Origin of the sequence: Methanothrix sp. (assembly GCF_030055635.1) — an archaeon.
Taxonomy (GTDB): Archaea; Halobacteriota; Methanosarcinia; order Methanotrichales; family Methanotrichaceae; genus Methanothrix_B.
The window spans coordinates 31823-47910 of record NZ_JASFYM010000015.1 but is presented as its reverse complement, the minus strand read 5'-3'; the positions used below and the strand labels follow the sequence as shown (position 1 = coordinate 47910).

Annotated in this window: 19 protein-coding genes; 1 reads left to right on the top strand and 18 read right to left on the bottom strand. The window is 55.2% G+C overall.

What is annotated here, in order from left to right:
- The 15 genes from QFX31_RS07170 to QFX31_RS07100 all read right to left on the bottom strand — a co-directional run.
- A partial coding sequence (locus QFX31_RS07170; protein ID WP_348531429.1) for a transposase occupies positions 1-448 on the bottom strand: 448 nt, incomplete at its 3' end.
- A gap of 104 nt (positions 449-552) precedes the next feature.
- Positions 553-990, bottom strand: coding sequence for a carboxymuconolactone decarboxylase family protein (locus tag QFX31_RS07165; protein WP_348531428.1), 438 nt, complete (start codon positions 988-990; stop codon positions 553-555).
- A gap of 4 nt (positions 991-994) precedes the next feature.
- The gene (locus QFX31_RS07160; protein WP_348531427.1) at positions 995-1918 is read right to left on the bottom strand and encodes a methanogenesis marker 7 protein; all 924 of its coding nucleotides are present in this window, start codon (positions 1916-1918) and stop codon (positions 995-997) included.
- Positions 1911-2480, bottom strand: a complete 570-nt coding sequence (locus QFX31_RS07155; protein ID WP_348531426.1) for a methanogenesis marker 17 protein — start codon at positions 2478-2480, stop codon at positions 1911-1913. The genes QFX31_RS07160 and QFX31_RS07155 overlap by 8 nt, the downstream gene beginning before the upstream one ends.
- A gap of 1 nt (position 2481) precedes the next feature.
- Positions 2482-3708: a methanogenesis marker 15 protein gene (locus tag QFX31_RS07150; RefSeq protein WP_348531425.1), complete on the bottom strand. Its 1227-nt coding sequence runs from the start codon at positions 3706-3708 to the stop codon at positions 2482-2484.
- Positions 3705-4142, bottom strand: coding sequence for a methanogenesis marker 5 protein (locus QFX31_RS07145; protein ID WP_348531424.1), 438 nt, complete (start codon positions 4140-4142; stop codon positions 3705-3707). The genes QFX31_RS07150 and QFX31_RS07145 overlap by 4 nt, the downstream gene beginning before the upstream one ends.
- 9 nt (positions 4143-4151) lie before the next feature.
- On the bottom strand, positions 4152-4577 hold the full coding sequence (locus QFX31_RS07140; RefSeq protein WP_348531423.1) for a methanogenesis marker 6 protein: 426 nt from the start codon (positions 4575-4577) through the stop codon (positions 4152-4154).
- Positions 4574-6103, bottom strand: coding sequence for a methanogenesis marker 3 protein (locus QFX31_RS07135; RefSeq protein WP_348531422.1), 1530 nt, complete (start codon positions 6101-6103; stop codon positions 4574-4576). The genes QFX31_RS07140 and QFX31_RS07135 overlap by 4 nt, the downstream gene beginning before the upstream one ends.
- A gap of 41 nt (positions 6104-6144) precedes the next feature.
- Positions 6145-7746 carry a methyl coenzyme M reductase system, component A2 gene (gene atwA, locus QFX31_RS07130; RefSeq protein ID WP_348531421.1) on the bottom strand — a complete coding sequence of 534 codons (1602 nt, stop codon included), beginning with the start codon at positions 7744-7746 and terminating at the stop codon, positions 6145-6147.
- 128 nt (positions 7747-7874) lie between these two features.
- Entirely contained in the window at positions 7875-8060 is a 186-nt protein-coding gene (locus QFX31_RS07125) for a hypothetical protein (protein ID WP_296609510.1), read from the bottom strand.
- Positions 8061-8072: 12 nt separating this feature from the next.
- The gene (locus QFX31_RS07120; protein WP_348531420.1) at positions 8073-8663 is read right to left on the bottom strand and encodes a UbiX family flavin prenyltransferase; all 591 of its coding nucleotides are present in this window, start codon (positions 8661-8663) and stop codon (positions 8073-8075) included.
- A gap of 359 nt (positions 8664-9022) precedes the next feature.
- Positions 9023-10177, bottom strand: a complete 1155-nt coding sequence (locus QFX31_RS07115) for an MFS transporter (protein ID WP_348531419.1) — start codon at positions 10175-10177, stop codon at positions 9023-9025.
- Entirely contained in the window at positions 10178-10411 is a 234-nt protein-coding gene (locus QFX31_RS07110; protein ID WP_297757736.1) for an Lrp/AsnC ligand binding domain-containing protein, read from the bottom strand.
- A gap of 34 nt (positions 10412-10445) precedes the next feature.
- Positions 10446-10958 (bottom strand): tetratricopeptide repeat protein, encoded by a 513-nt coding sequence (locus tag QFX31_RS07105; protein ID WP_348531418.1) that lies wholly within the window; start codon positions 10956-10958, stop codon positions 10446-10448.
- Between the two features lie 10 nt (positions 10959-10968).
- The gene (locus QFX31_RS07100; RefSeq protein WP_297757729.1) at positions 10969-11292 is read right to left on the bottom strand and encodes a DUF3467 domain-containing protein; all 324 of its coding nucleotides are present in this window, start codon (positions 11290-11292) and stop codon (positions 10969-10971) included.
- A gap of 1175 nt (positions 11293-12467) precedes the next feature.
- On the opposite strand from QFX31_RS07100, the gene QFX31_RS07095 reads away from it, so the two are divergent.
- A complete protein-coding gene (locus QFX31_RS07095) occupies positions 12468-12800 on the top strand; it encodes a hypothetical protein (RefSeq protein ID WP_348531417.1) in 333 nt (110 codons plus the stop codon).
- A gap of 217 nt (positions 12801-13017) precedes the next feature.
- Here the strand turns inward: QFX31_RS07095 and QFX31_RS07090 are convergent, their stop codons facing one another.
- From QFX31_RS07090 to mmp10, 3 genes are all read right to left on the bottom strand, one after another.
- Positions 13018-14124, bottom strand: coding sequence for a transposase (locus QFX31_RS07090; protein ID WP_348531416.1), 1107 nt, complete (start codon positions 14122-14124; stop codon positions 13018-13020).
- Between the two features lie 123 nt (positions 14125-14247).
- Positions 14248-14667, bottom strand: coding sequence for a GIY-YIG nuclease family protein (locus tag QFX31_RS07085; RefSeq protein ID WP_348531415.1), 420 nt, complete (start codon positions 14665-14667; stop codon positions 14248-14250).
- Between the two features lie 30 nt (positions 14668-14697).
- The gene (mmp10, locus tag QFX31_RS07080) at positions 14698-15915 is read right to left on the bottom strand and encodes a methyl coenzyme M reductase-arginine methyltransferase Mmp10 (RefSeq protein ID WP_348531414.1); all 1218 of its coding nucleotides are present in this window, start codon (positions 15913-15915) and stop codon (positions 14698-14700) included.
- Positions 15916-16088: the final 173 nt, after the last annotated feature.

Here is a 16088-nt window from a genome sequence, read left to right as displayed (position 1 = left end):
TGATTTTGCCTTTGATCTCTCGATGCTTGAATATCCGGATGGCGCCAATACCGGAGAGTATGAGCTTCGATCCTTCGATTTTGTAGCCGATACCGGCATCCGGATATGTGAACGACTTGTACCATCCGCTGCCCTTGAACCGTGGATATCCTGGTGTCTCTCCGTTCTTAACCCGCCTGATGAAGTTCTGAAACGCCTTGTCAACACGTCTGAGGACGTCCTGGAGAACATGGGCATATACAGCTCCGAGAGCTTGATTTTTCTTGCGGTTCGTTGATATCTGATGCGCCATCTCATAGTATGTCAGATTGTAGCGGTCATCCTCCCATGCCTCCTTCTTCGCTGCCAGAGCATCGTTGTAGAGCTGCCTGCATGTCTCCAGCGTGTCCTCTAGCTTTTTGATCTGATCCTCAGTCGGATACAGCCGGAACCTGTAGGCAGATCTCATCTCGATTGTTGCTCCCCCATATTGCGTACGGGCTTACTACAAAGATTGGAGTTTGCGCTCTGTTTGTTCTCTATCAAAAAAGCGTATTTCAGAGCCTCTGACCTTTACTTCTTCCCATGCACCTCGCATGTTCCGATCTGGCAGGCCCTGCAGATCTCCCTCTCCTCATCGAGCTCCCGGGTGGCGGTCGCGAGGACGCTCGCGTTAACGAGATTCGCCGCGAGGAACATCGCAGCAGCGATCTCCTCATCGCTTATCCCCATCCTCGACGCGACACGGATGTGCATCTCCAGGCAGTGGCTGCATCTTATGGCAGCGCTGACAGCGATGGATATCAGCTCGATCGTCTTCATGTCGAGCTTTGAGCTGCGCACGATCGCGTTGTTGTGAAGGACCTTTGTCACGAGAAGCTCCGGGCTGTCCTTCATGAAGTGAAATATGTAAGGGACCTCTCCGTAGAGCTCCTCGATGGTCTTTAGCATCTCCTCAGCAGACCTCTCCACACCCCTCTCGAGTATCCCCTTAAGCTCATCCTCAAGCATATCCCTAAAACACCATCCCTGTCTCAGACTCCGGAAGTATCCTGACAAGCGTGTAGCTCTTCATCCTTGAAGGCATTATTCGTGCGATCTCTCTGAGCTTGACACCCTCGTCAAACCGTACAGATCCGATCGCCTCATGATAATCTTCATATGGAAGCTTTATCCTGCATCCCGTCAGGTTCAGAGCGATCGGGAGCGGCGAGTAAGATCTCTCGATATCAGGAACCTGCTCACGAACCGCGTCCATCACTCTTGGAGGAGAAGTCGTCAGAGGATCCTTCTCTATATCGGCACGCATCTTGTCGAGTGCTCTGCCAACGGCTGCGACAATCCTGTCCAGGTTCCCGATCTCGTTCGCCTTCTTGGATCTGTGAGCTATCCTCCCCACAGAGGATACGTACTCAAAGGCGTACGGCATCTCCCCCTTCGGGATCTCCGGACCGCCCGTGACGACGACGGGGATGTTTATGCCCTTGTACAGCTCCTCCTTCTTGATTATGCATTTCGCGAAGTTCCCGAAGAGGAAGACGGCTGCATCATGTTCGTTTATCAGAGCCGTCTCGTACTCGTTTATCTGGGCGATCTCGCGCCCGACTCCGCGGGCCAGGCCGATCATGTTGCTCTTCGCCCCGTTCCGCCTCAGATACTCGGCGACATCACATGCTGTGTGCGGCAGGTGGTGTATCGCCAGTGTCGGGGTCACCACAGCGACCTCTGTTCCGGCAAGCGGCGCCCGGGTGAGCTCTCCGCGGAGCTCCTTTGTGAGATCCTCCAGGATCCTGAGGTCCTCAGCAGGCACGAGAAAGAGCAGGATCACCTCGCTCTGAGTCACATTCTTCTGGAGCAGATAACCACCCAGGTCCTCGACGAGCTCTATGACCAGGTCGTGCTTGTAGACACCGCCGGTAAACATCACAGGCTCAAGCATTCTCCATACCCCTTATCTTATCCCTGACCTCCTCGATCAGCTCCGGTGTTATCGTCTCCTCAGAGGCGATGAAGAGGAAGGAGTCCTCGGTCATCTCATTCCTTCTGTTTCTGAAGCCTTCAGGCGCTATTCTTATCAGGGCATCGGTGAGGTCTCTTCTGAACTCAGCATCCACATCGGTCACGATCAGATCAGCCGGGCTCACATCAGAGGAGACCGTGAGGAGGTCCCTGTCCGGCTGCTCGACCTTGTCGCGCCCGTACTTCTCCCAGAGGACCCTGAGCATGTCAGCGAGATGCTCCTCCTCGTTCACCTTTACCTGGTACCCCTCCTGGGTCCTGACAACATCAGCAACATCGCCAACACGCAGAGGCGGAAGCGAGCCGCGCAGCATGCCGTAGACAGCAAAATACGGCTTTTCTATATCGATGTAAACGTAAAGCCTGCCTATGGATCTGACCAGGCCGAGATCCTGGAGTATGTCGAGTATGATCTCGCGGTACTTCGCAGCGCCGAACTCCTCTCCAGGAGCCTCCACCTTGTAGACCTCGAGAGGATCCATCTCAGACCTCCAGCATGCCGGAGACGAGCAGCGCAGCGCCGACAGCTCCGATGTACTGGGCGTGGTTCGGAACAATGACATCTATGCCCAGCAGGTCCTCCATCGCTCTTGGCAGTCCCTCAATGAGGGATGTGCCGCCGACCATGATCACCGGCTGCTTCACCTCTACCTCCTGGAGCTGCTGCTCGAAGACCTGCTCTGCCACGCTGTGGCAGGCAGCCATCGCGACGTCCTCCGGCCGCGCGCCCTTCGAGAGGCTGTTGACAAGGCTCTGCGTGCCGAAGACTATGCAGTAGCTGTTCATCGGCACGTTCTTGTACGAACCCTTTAACGCGAGCTTGCCCAGGTCTGTTATGTTCACGCCCAGCCTTCTTGCGGTGAGCTCAAGGAACCTTCCGGAGGCGCCTGCGCATATACCACCCATCGTGAAGCTTCCGGGCACGCCGTCCTGCACAGATATCGCCTTGTTATCCATCCCGCCTATGTCTATCACAGTTGCAGGCCCCTTCTGGGCGTTCGCCAGGAAGACAGCGCCCTTGGAGTTAACCGTGATCTCCTCCTGGACCAGCTTCGCATCGAAGTGCTTGCCGACGAGGAATCTGCCGTAGCCTGTGACGCCTATGCCCTGGATCTCCTCGCGCTTCACCCCCGACTCCTGGAGGGCCTGCTGGAATGCCTCCTCCGCGCTCTTTATGACCTCTGTGGTGGGAACCCAGCCTGTGCCTATGATCTGGTTGTCGCGCATTATCACGGCCTTTGTGGTGGTCGAGCCTGAGTCTATGCCGGCCGTGAGCCCTGTCTGGCGCTCCCTGGCGAGCAGTCCTCTCATCCTGGCCGTCGTCACAAGAGCCTCCATTCTCGTCAGCAGGGTCTCTGCTGTTGTCCTCTCCGTGAACGAGTAGCTCAGCACCGGCAGTCTCGAATGCTCATGGATGTAGCGCCTGACCTCTCCACGGATGATGGCGCCCTCCGCGCACCTGAAGCATGTCGCGATGAAAACAGCATCTGCGAGCTCCGGGTTCTGTACCAGCCTGGTCGCCCTTGCCATGATCAGGTTGAGGTCTCCACTCGGAACCGATACGCCGAAGCGTTTCTCCACATCCATCACATCCTCGAGCGAGACCTCTGGCGAGATCATCTTCGCGCCTACGATCTCAGCTGCCCTCTCGAGTTCCCTCTGGATGCCGCTGTACTCAGCGCCACACGAAAGCTGAGCGATTCTGATCATTTGAGCCCCTCCAGGAACGTCCTGATCTCATGAACGAAGCGCCTGGCCTCACCATCGTCCCTCGGATACTTCAGCTCTATGAACGGGATGCCCTTGATCTTTATCAGAAGCCTTGTGAGCTCGTTCGTCCTGGCACATCCAGTGCATCCCACAAGACAGTTGTTGTCCTCAACTATTATCGCAGCCTCTGCCTCATCTATCATCGGACCTATCAGAGACATCCGCCCGCGAACACCTGAGGGCACATCTACAGCAGCGTATTTCAAACCCTTCTTCGGGTCCTCGGGTGTGATGTTCAGCGGAGGGGATTCAAGGCTCGGCGTGTCTATCTTATTTCTGATCTCGTTCGCCATGACCAGGGGCGTGTGCCCCATCCTGTCGACGAGATCCGCGAGGATCATGCTTGTTGGAGGGTAGACAATGACTTTGACCATCAGGATACCTCAGGCAAACTCATCCTTAATAATCTCTACAAGTCGTTCCATGCTCAGGGGCATCTTCTCAGGAACAGCCTCTGGGATGGGCTCGTTCCTGCTCTCTGCCTCAAGTGCTCTTGATATCATGGGAAGCATCTTCGACTCGCACTCCAGCATGAAGAAGCCAGGCCTCGGCCCGCCACCACGGTGCCCGCGGCACCTTCTCGGATCTCCCGGGGGAAACCCACGGTCCTTTATGAAGATCCCGTTAGGATCCATGGCTCTTATCTCTCTGACGAGATCCTCGATCTCTTTTTCCTCTCCGTTTATGATCACTCCGAAGCATGTCTCCTTCACATGGACGTCGCGCTTCGATCCGTAGATGTGCATGGCGATGTCAGAGGGGAGGATCTCGGACTCCGGAGATGTTATCACGTACTTCGTAACCCTCATCTCTTCTCCTCCATGACGTACACGATCTCCCCCTCCTTCACATCCCTGAGCTTGTCAAGATCAATAACCCTGCCGATGATGTTCGTGCCCTCGAACTTCTCGCCGGAGGGGCCGTATCTCCTGTCCTCGACGAACTTCACTCCAATCAGCCCTGTCCTCTTGGCCACCTGGTTTGTGACACCTATCGATCCTGCAGGCACAGGACCTGTGGGCTTGTTCTCCGGCAGAAGCTCCTTGTACCTGAGTGCGTCGATCACCGGCTTGAACAGAACCGTGTTCTCGTAAACAAAGAATACCGGCAGAGGCCCCACCGGCCGCTCCTTGAGCCCCACAACATGCCTGAAATAGTCCAGCGTCTTCGGGGCCAGATCGTCGTAGAGCTCTATCCTGACCAGCCTGGAGGACTGTATCGCCTTCAGGAAGACCTTACCTGCCTTCAGAACCTCCATGGTCGTTGGAGGGTTCTGCTCGATGACGACCGCGTCATCTCCGGAGTATCCATCGAAAGATGGCTCTATGCCCCTCGACCTGGCAAGCTCCATCGCATCCCTGAGCGGCATGCCCAGCACCATGAACCTCTCAGGTCTGACCCTTGCGGTGATGCGCTGGCCTGGGGATGCGAGCTTCAGCAGATCCAGACCTGCAGTGACCCTTCCAACAACAGAATGATTCGGGTTTGATGTCCTGTCGGCCTTGTAGATGAATATGTGGCCGAGTCCCCGCCCGGAGGTCCTCACCGTAACAGCACCCTCAAGCCGCGGCTCCCTGTGCTCGAACTCTATCGGCTCGCCCTTGAGGATATGAGAGGAGATATAGGAGCTCGAGACAGCATCCACCTTCAGAGCTCCATCCTTCGTCGCTGCAAGGAAGAACTCCGCCCCCTTGGGGGCATCCTGGATGAGATCGACCTCGAACCTCGAGTAGATCTCCATCCCGTCAGCAAGGGGAAACGACATGTCTGTTGTGACAGTCTTCTCGGTCAGATCCTCCCACTCGACGATCGGCTCCACCTTGAGTATGCTGTCGCTCTTCTCCAGCCTGTCAAGTATGTTCTTACCGCCGACGACCCTCGCGAAGACTCCCTTGCTTTCAGACGGCACACCGTAGACTGCGGAATGCCTGCGCTTGATGAAGATCAGCTGGGACTTCTCGTTTTCGAAGCCGCTGGCGCCGAGGATCACATCAAACCTGCTGTACTCGTGGGCACCCCTTCCCGGAGATATCGACGATGGAAAGTTCCCGAATGAGACAGCACCTGAATCCGACCATCTCCCCTCCAGACCCACAATCCTCTCGACCGCCTCATGCCATGCGTCCTTCAGGCCTGTATCCAGGAGATCTATCCTTATCCTGCCCTTGGTTGTGACAAGCCAGTAGGAGTCTGTGACCCTCGCCTTCTCTCCGCGTCCTTTTATTATGCCGATCACAGCTCCTGGGGAGACTGTGGAGCTGGCTGCCTCGAGTGCCTCCCCCAGAGTGGCCCCATCCCTCAGAGATATCTCAGATCCATCTACTCTGACCCTCATACGCCTCCTTGCCGCCGGGAATTCCGGCATAATGCTGGAGATCAGCTCCCCAGCATCTCGCGCTCCTCCTCCTTTGTGAGCAGCTTCAGGACATCTGCCGGAGCGCCAATAGATACCACTCTTCCATTCCTCATAAGCATAGCGCGATCGCACACATTGCTGACGAAGTCCATGTCATGGCTCACTATGACGAATGTCTCCTCCAGCTCCTCCCTTGCGCTGAGGATCGACTTGCTCACCTCTATCTTCGTTATCGGATCCATTGTGCCGGTGGGCTCATCGAGAACAACTATCCTGGGCTCCTTTATGAGGACCTGAGCCATGGCGACCCTGTGCCGCTCGCCCTCGCTGAGCTCGTCCGGATATTTGTTCAGGATCATCTCGGCCTCATCCTCTGTGAACCCGACGGTTGTGAGCGTGTGAATCGCCTTCCTCTCGCCAAGCTCATATGGAAGCGAGAGCCCTATGGCCTCTGTCAGGTTCTCTATCACGGTTCTGTACGGGTAGAGCGTGTACTCCTGGTGCAGCACACCGATGTACTTCGTGGCCCTGCCGCGGCCATCTGCCCCCAGCAGGGTCATATCCACCCATTCGTCTCCGACCCTGACAAAAGCGAACCCGCTCGTTGGGGTTATGAGCCCGCTGATTATCTTCGAGAGCGTGGTCTTTCCGCCGCCGCTGACGCCCACTATGCCGAAGATCTCCCTCTCATAGACCTCGAAGGATACGTTATCCACAGCTTTTACAACGCCACGATCTATGCTGATGTATCTCTTGGAGAGGTTTGTGGCCCTGATTATCGGCTCGCCAACAGCGACCGGCTCCCTCTTCCCGACCTCTCCCGCCATGGCGATGAACTGGTCCGCTATCTTCTTTGGATCGCCTATCGCCTGTATCCTCCCGTGATCGAGAAGTATCGCCCTGTCTGCCAGATCGACCATCACGTCCTGCCAGTGGCTGGTGATTACCATGGTCATCTTGAAGTCCCTGACAGCCCTTTTTATGGAGTCATGGACCAGAGCTGCGGTCGCCGGATCAAGTGTTCCTGTGGGCTCATCAGCAAGGAGGAGCATCGGCGATTTTGCGAGCTGTCTTGCGAGCACAACCCTCTGCTTCTCGCCGCCGCTTAGCTCCCTAGCAACATGCATCATCCTGTGCGAGAGGTTGACCTCGTCAAGGAGATCTGCCGCCCTGTGAACGCTTATCGTCTCACCGGTATCCTCCACAGCCCTCATGACGTTCACGATCACCCTCTCATCGCCGTAGAGGGCAAATGTCCTCTGGAGCATTATGGCGATTCGTCGGGCGACCGCCCTCCTGAGAGGATCGTTTATTCCAAGCTTTGCGAAATCAGCTTCAGACGCCTTAAAAGTACCACCGCATCTGCACTGCCCGCCCACCCTGCTCGGCGGCTCGACATAGCCGCAGCGGTCACAGATTGCGATGTGGTAAACAACACTCCCGCTTATGCCTGGAAATACCTCCACGCCTCTCAGGACATGCATCAGAACGCTCTTGCCCGCGCCGCTCCTGCCCAGGATCCCTACAGACTCACCCTCCTCGATCTCGAGATTTATATTGCTCAGAACCTCAAGATCACCGAACCGAACGGTCAGATCCTTGATCTCTATAAAAGGTGCCAAAGTATCAATCCCCATGGTGATTTATAAGATTGCATTCGGTCTCCAGGACTGAATCCTACTTAAGTTTATTGTTAACAATTGCATTCTCCATGGCACGGTTCCAGAGGCGGGCGCTGGGCTGCATGTCATCAGTGACCCTTACCGCCGGTCCCTCCCTTCACCAGCAGGAACTCCTTGTCAAGGTACGCCTGATGGCTCAGCTCCAGGCACTCCTGGCAGATGTAGAACGTCGTATCCTTGGGACCAAAGATCGTCACCTGCTTCGCCTTTACGGGAAATGTCTCCTTCTCCACCCCACAGAGTTGACACTTCATCCAATTCACCTACTACCGCTCTTCACCCGTATCATTATAAGCATTTCCACCGGAACCGCGCCATCTGGGCGATACGCTGTTATCTATCCCCAGAATGTCCAGAATCCTGCAGATCACCGTGTCCACCAGATCCCCGACGCTCCGGGGCCTGGAGTAGAATGATGGCGATGCCGGAAGTACGATGCCCCCGGCCTCTGAGACTGCGAGCATGTTTCTGATGTGTATGAGGCTCAGCGGAGACTCCCTCGGCACCAGGACAAGCGGTCGCCTCTGCTTCAGACAGACATCAGCCACCCTGGCGATGAGCGTGTCCGATATGCCGCAGGCTATCGCAGCCATCGTTCTCATGCTGCATGGGGCCACAACCATCGCGTCGAAAAGATAGGAGCCACTTGCGATTGGCGATGTGAGATCGTCCGGCTCGAATACGCGATCCGCCAGAGAGACCATCTCCTTGTACGATCTATCGCACTCTATCTCCAGGATCTTTCTTGCAGCCTCGGTGACTATGAGGTTGACGAAGCAGCGCTCACGCAGAACCTCAAGCAGCCTTGTTCCATACACAACACCAGATGCGCCGCTTATCCCCAGAACGATCTCCACGCCATCCACCTCATTTTATCAGCTGTCTGGCTTGGGGAGCTGAACTCCAATGGATCTTCATGCTCCCTCTGATTAGTCTGTTATGTGGTTTATGCCAACCATGAATTCCGGACCGTGTACGTTAGCGCCGTTCCGGAGCATTTTGCATCACACTCGTGCAGTGGCAGCTCCTGACCTGACAGTTCTTTTCGGTGATTCAAACCCACGACCAGATTCTTAAACTGCTATGAATCCTCACGCAATTTATCTCTGTCGATCTGTGCAAGATAACTCCTGAAGGGGACGGGCTTTCCTCCCGAAGAGGCCTCAGGGGGTGCTGAAGGGAATCTCACCAGACGCAGGCCGATCGGCTCTGAATGTCATATATCCCTCAGGCTCAGCGTCATGACTGAGATCATCAGCGTTACAGCAAGGAATGCCATTAGAGATCCTCCCAGGCCGCTGAGATCCGCTGTGAGGCCGGCTATTATCGGTCCGATGACAACTCCAAGCATTCTGGAGGTGTTGAAGATCCCGAAGATCTCTCCCCTCCTTTCAGGGCTTGTGACATCAGAGACCACCACAGCTGCTGCGGGCGTGCACATTCCGGAGCTCATGCCGAGAAGCGCCATGGCAAAGAGCTGCGGAAGAAGCCCTGGGCCGTGGCCGAGCACCGCGAACCCAAGAGCGCATCCGAAACAGCCACCGCTTATGAGAAGCCTGCGATGGCCGATATCTGCTGCCCTTCCGAAGTATATATTGGATAGGGCATTGCTGCCCGCATACGCCAGATACAGGATGCCCAGCTGAGTGACACCCACACCGACGCTAAGCGCCAGCTCCGGCAGCAGCGTCATGTTGAATCCCCCTATCAGGCCGGGGAGCATCACCACACTGCAGCATATGATGAAAGTTATCATGGATCCATCTATGATCAAGCGGGATCTGCGTGGATTTGTGGACAGCACTCCGCTCCTGACTGGCGGCTCTCTGACGACAAAGATCACTATGAGAAGGGCCGCGGCTGCGAACAGGCTCCAGAAGACGAATGGCGCCTTTATTCCAAAGCTTCCATATAGAAGACTACCGATGACCGGGCCCACAGCCAAAGCGGAGTAGAATGATGCGTTGTACCAGCCCATGGCAAGGCCCCTGTGGGATGGATCCACACAGTCCACTATGAGGGCCATGGCGACCGGCCAGACCATCGATGCTCCTATGCCGCCGAAGATTCTTATCAGCAGGAGCTGATACGCATTCGATGCATAAATGTATAGCAGCGGCATTATCGCAAATGTCAGGAGCCCGATGAGAAGAACCGGCTTTCTTCCCCTCAGATCTGAGAGCCTGCCAGCGGGCATCTGCGTCAGCAGCTGAACCGCGCCGTATACGGAGATGATCATCCCCAGCATGAGGTGGGTTGCCCCCAGATCCAGGACATACAGAGGGAATATCGGCGCCACCAGCGAGAATCCAAGAACTGAGACGAATACCGAGAGGTACAGCGGGAATATGCCCCTGGGAAGATCTGCCATCTAGAACTTTAGCTCCATGCCGAGAATCGTTCTTGTGTTCGTCACGCTGGGTATCTCGCGAACCGATAGAACTATTCTGTTGAGATCTGATATCGCCTCGACATCTGCTATCGCTATGAAGTCGTACTCACCGTAAACCGGCACTACCTCCCGTATGTCTCTAATCCTCTGAAGGGAGTCGAAAACCTGCTTCTCAGAGCCTGGCTCGACATTTATCATTATGAATCCTTTCATGCGCGCCCTCCATAGTCGGAGCTTCGAACTGATCTCACCCTCCGCTCTGCTCAGAGCCGCTGCTCTCCTGAGCGAGATCCTCCATCGCCTGGACCTTTCCGATTATCGCTGCCATCTCGACCTCGAACCTGGGGTCAGGGGTCATCTCATAGGCCCTGCCGATGCATTCGATCGCCTCCTGGAACCTGCCCAGCGCCACAAGTATGGTGGCCTTTGCCTCCAGGTCGTAGGCATCCCCGCCCCTCTCCATAACGGTCTCGTAGAGCTCCAGGGCTTTCTCCAGGTCGCCAAGGGCGCGGTGAACGAACGCGATGTTCCTCATCGCATCCAAGTTACCGGGATCGATTTCCAGAGCTCTGCTGTAGCACTGGAGCGCCTCATCGACCCTGTCCAGGCGGTAGAGTGCGACCCCCTTGTTGTTCCAGGCATCTGAGCTGTTCGGGTTGATCTCAAGCGCTCTGTCGTAGTACTCCAGGGCCTTATCATACATCCCACGCTTCACCATGTCTATGCCCTTGTGTATGAGGATCTTCTCCTTGGTGTGCATCCCTTCCCCCCTACAGGTAACCCTGTAGCTGCGATGATCTCTCTGGCTCCTTCGGCTTCCCGGGGCGCTTGATCTCCCCGAAGAGCATCTCATACTCCCTTATGTGGTTCATAAGCCACTCAGCAAGCTCCTTTGCTGCCAGCGGTGAGAGTATGACCTCAACCTCCATGCTCCTCTCGACCGCGCTGAGCTGCTTGCCGCCCTCTATGAAAGCTCTCGGCGAATCGTTGTAGAAGGATATTCTGAAATCATACGGGCTGTGACCGCCAATGGCACCTATCGCGTAGACCTGCCGGAATGCAGGGCTCCTTGTCACCTCTATAGAGACTTCCATGGTATTCCGGTTAAAACATCTATATTAAAATAGGTGTTGGAGATGGCAAGAAAACCATGTGATGCATTCGGTTTATCCAGCTGCCCGGTGCAACCGTATTCTGCTGACAGAGAATAACAGGGCGCAAGCTCCGGTCTTCAGGCCTGAGAGGAAGTCACCAGTGCATTCTGCCTTCGTGATACACTCACACATACGCACTGGGTGGTAGTGCATATGGCGTCGGAAGCATTTGAGTTCAGCACCTGCTATTGATTTCTGCAACATCAGTTGATTCAAGCACTCAGCAGAACACCAAGCTTCACGCAAAATATTTGGAATTGGGTGAGAGGTTGGACGCAGATCCAGGGAGGAGACCCTCTCACCGGGTGCTATATGGCATCTGGATTTTATCCAGATATTTTGAGTATAGACAAATTTACTTACTTAAATCTTCCGGATGATATCCGAATTCAAACAACGCTGCGCGCGAAGAGATGTACCTAGCGCTGAAGATATCGCGAACGGTCTTAGAACCTCTCGGGGTGTAGGGGTAGCGGAAACCCCGCCATTCATGGCGGGGAGGAGCGTACCCCACCCAGAAACAGATATATCTCTGTTCCTACTACTTTCTCCTGAGATGCCTTCTGACCCCACAAGACACTCCATAGCGGAGAAACGGTTGCAGCACGGAATGACGATAGGCATTTTGGAACGCTCCGAATCCGCATCTAATGCGGAAGCTGAAACCTGCATTTGAGGCCAGGAGCGTCTCCAGGGTCGCCGCTCTTCGGAGCTCTATCCTGTGATGTCAACCGGCCTATTGTCTCGGACATGTAGGATTCTCCGCATGGCGCCAGGGACAAGCTCCGGTCTTCAGGCCGGAGTAGTTGACGTTGCATCTCGTCCATAGCTGTCGCTTTCAGCAGAATCATTCAGTTATTCGAGCACACCACCTTGGGCTTGAACAGGAGAGAGCTGCATTAGATGGCCTGTGCAGGATGAGCGCTGCTGATCAACATGCACGCATCCGGCACCGAGCTGCAGCGACAAGAACAAGCTGCGCTGAAGCACATGCGCCTACATGCAGAAGTCCTGAGAGCAGAAACTCTATATGCTGCATGCCCTGAGCGAGATAATGCTCCTACATCCTCAAGCCTCAGCTAAGGTTATATACATTAAAAACTTAATGATTAAGCATGAACTATGGCTACACGGGCTATGTGGCCACGCAGGGCTCGGACGAGGTGGATATCGCAGATTTCCTCAGAAGTCTCGGATTCCTCGAGGACGAGATCTTCAGCGTTGTGTACGAGCTGAACTCGTACAGAACGATACCCGGCACAACTTTGGAGAGATACATCCACAGGGTCGTGTCATCCATCGTTGATGAGGAGCGAGTATCTTTCCTCAAAGGGCTCCTGGTGGGGATAGCCATACGTCAGGTCGTAGATACGATCCAGGATGATGATGAGCCGCCGCTCAGCGATGAGGAGGCGCTGCTGCTTGAGGAGCTGAGAAGGCTATCCTGACGGAAATCCGGGAGCAGCTCCGGTCTTCGTGGATGATATCTAGGCGCAGCTGCCGGTGATCCGGCACCAAAGCCTGTGCCAAATGCTATCATCCTGCAATCAGTGTAGCTGAGCTGAGGCGATTGCAGTTGGTTCTGCCCGTTTAACGGCTGCATGCGCGTTTGTCCTGTCGTATGAGCTGGGAATAAAATGCTGTTGATTCAGGAGGCCATGTCAACTACTCCGGCCTGAAGACCGGAGCTTGTAACTGATGCATATGCACCGCTACAATAGGCTGGTTGACAGCAGCCCTGGACGCAATATTGATCGCAGCGATGTGATCTGCGAACCCAGCGAAGCCGCACGACTCACATCTGAAATAATCTCTGGCAGGGCGGTTGCTCTTGGAAACGTGTCCGCAGGAGGGACATGTCTGGGACGTATGCTTCGAATCCACGAACACAACCGGCACACCGAGCAGTTTCGCCTTGTAGGGGATGTATCTCTTCAGCATATCAAAACTCCAGGCGTGTTTGTCGCGACGCTGAGCCTTTCCAACCGGTGCTCTCCGGATGCCCTTGAGGTTCTCAAGAGCGATTGCGCGGAGAGTGTCTTTGGCCTTCGCGACTATATGCTTGGAGATGCGATGGTTGACATCCCTGGTGAATCGCTTCATCCTGCCGGAGAGCTTCTTGAGATGCCTTTTAGCAGATCTGGTACCCACGCTCTGGAGTCTAGCTCTGAGCGAATCAAGCCGCTTTCTGGTCTCCAAGAGCTTCTCGCCGCTGTGTATCTCGCCATCAGAATCGACAGCGATATACTTGATTCCGAGATCGACACCCAGAACTCCCCTGGGCTCGTAGGGAGTCTCCTCTGGAGCTTCAACGACAGCAGCGAGATAGAAGACACCGTTTCTGAGTATAAGATCTGCCTGTCCACGGACTCGATCCGTTCGAGCTTTCTGGTAGTCACCGATCCTGACGGGGATAAGCTGCCTGCCTTCAAGTGTTGTCAGCGAGACCGCCTCAAGTCCCTTCCAGGAGAGTATGCGCTGATCATACACGACCGCGCCATCAGGCCTGAAATGCGGCTTAACAGATCGGTCTCGCTTGTATGCCTCAACAACCTTGGAGATCGCTCTGACTGTGAGCTGTGCGGAGAGACCGAATCGCTTCCTAACGTCGTAGTAAACTGCCTTGTGGACCACGTACTTGTTAGCCTTCCCGATGGAGTACGCTACTTCCGCAATGTAGTTACATGCCTCATTGAAGCGGTGCATCGTCTCCAAAAGGATCCTGTACTGCTCCTCGTCTGGATCGAGCCTGACCATCAGAGTCTGAAGCATTATTGAAGAATACGTTCATACACTATTTGGATATTCCGATGCATATGGGTGGGGTACGCTCCTCCCCGCCCTGAAGAGCGGGGTTTCCGCTACCCCTACACCCCAGGAGGTTCTATGAACGGCTCAGAGCTCCTGAAGCAGATCTCTGTGAGCTTCCCTGCACGCGGACACGATCTCTGTGTAACTCGAGCTGTAATGCAGGTGGCTCGTGCATCTGCAATCGGTGCATCCGAAACGCGGCACAGGGATGCAATTCACGCCGATCCTCCTGGCAGCCTCACATTCAAGATCCATATCAGTTGCTGTGGTGATCACATCCCTCAGAGTGACGTATGGAAGAAGATAATCGATATGCCAGCGGCGCGTGGCGTTCTCTCCATTCATCACGGCAATATGGCGTTTTATCCGCCTGAAGCCGCCAGGGCCGCGGGCAGAGCCGGTGTACGCGTAGCAGCCCTCCGGAAACATGATCTCGCCGAGCGAGCCCACCTTTATTCTGATCCCGTGCTCCAGGCCCAGTATCAGTGTGTAGATGCCTCGCATCCGCGATCTTCTCCGCATTCGCGATTCTTATTACACGCCGAGAGCGTTGATCTCGTCGATCAGCTCGGCGAAGGCCTCGAGCTCGAGCTCCACGACCTCCTCCTCTGTCATGGAGATGCTCATCTCGCCATCGACCGTGAGCCTGTCCGGCCCTCTCACGATCAGCCTGTCGATACCATCCCTCGAGAGCTCCTTTTTCACCTCCCTTTCATGTGCAAGCATCCTCCCCGGAATGACGACAGTCCTCTTGACCCTGGAGAGATCGATGTCTTTGAGATCATCTATGGTCATGAGGCATGCGACATCCTTCTTTGTGGCGACGACATTCACATCTCCACCGAGGGCGGAGAATATCCTCTCCAGCAGCGGAGCAGCTATTGATCCTGTGATGATTGTCGCAGATCTCCTCAGCTCCGGAAGAGATTTCAGTCTATCGGTTTTGTGAGCCAGGGAGAATGGCGCCTTCGTCTCCGGATCCCACAGCGGAGTTCCGGTTATCCTGATCCTGTACCTCCGGTTCATCTCTGTGACGGTATCCCTGAACTCCTCGACGGTGTGGACATCCTGCCCGGGGATTATGGGCGCGTTTCCAAGTATCAATCCCTGCTCAGGATGGTTTGCGAACCTCATCAGGATCAGTCCCTTTGCACCCATATCCTCGAGATCCTGACATGTTCTCTCAAGCACCTCTCCATCGTTCACACCCTTCAGCAGGACAGCTGCCGCGTATACATCACACCTCTCGCAGAATATCCTGAGATTCGAGAGTGCTGCTTCAGGATGCTTATCATGCATGTATTTGCGCCTCAGCTCGGGATCTGTGGCGAAGACGGTGAATGAGACCTCTCTGACGCCTGCGTCCACAAGCTCATCTGCCTCATCTCCCCGCCTGAAGCCCTTGCCGCTGGTGTAGCCCAGATGCACCGGTACGTTCTTCTGACCAAGAATTCTCACGAGCTTCAGGAGATCCGGGTAGCAGCTCAGGTCTCCACCACCGCTTATGGTCACCTTGTCCGGCCTGGCGCCATAAGAGGCCTGGGCGACATCGAATACAACCGCATCAAGCGGCTTGAAGCCCGGGTAACCCTCGATTATGGCCCTTGTGCAGTAATCGCAGCCCTTCCTGAAAGGAAGACAGTGCTTGCAGCCAAAGGGCGGAACCGGCTTCACGCCCCTGAAGTAGCAGTAGGCGCAGAAGCCACCGCAATCGATGCCGGGCCTGCCGCCAACATCTGCGAGTATCTCCATGAGAGCGAGTCTCTCCGGGAACATAAAAAGCTTTGGCGATCGATGCTGCTTGAGGATCACAAATCCTGCGATGTCACCTGCTGCCGGGCTCAATGATCTGAGCACACAAACCGATTGAAGGTATACAGCAGAGGTGGTAGCTTTCATCTGAAAAGTAGAACCAAATAATCATT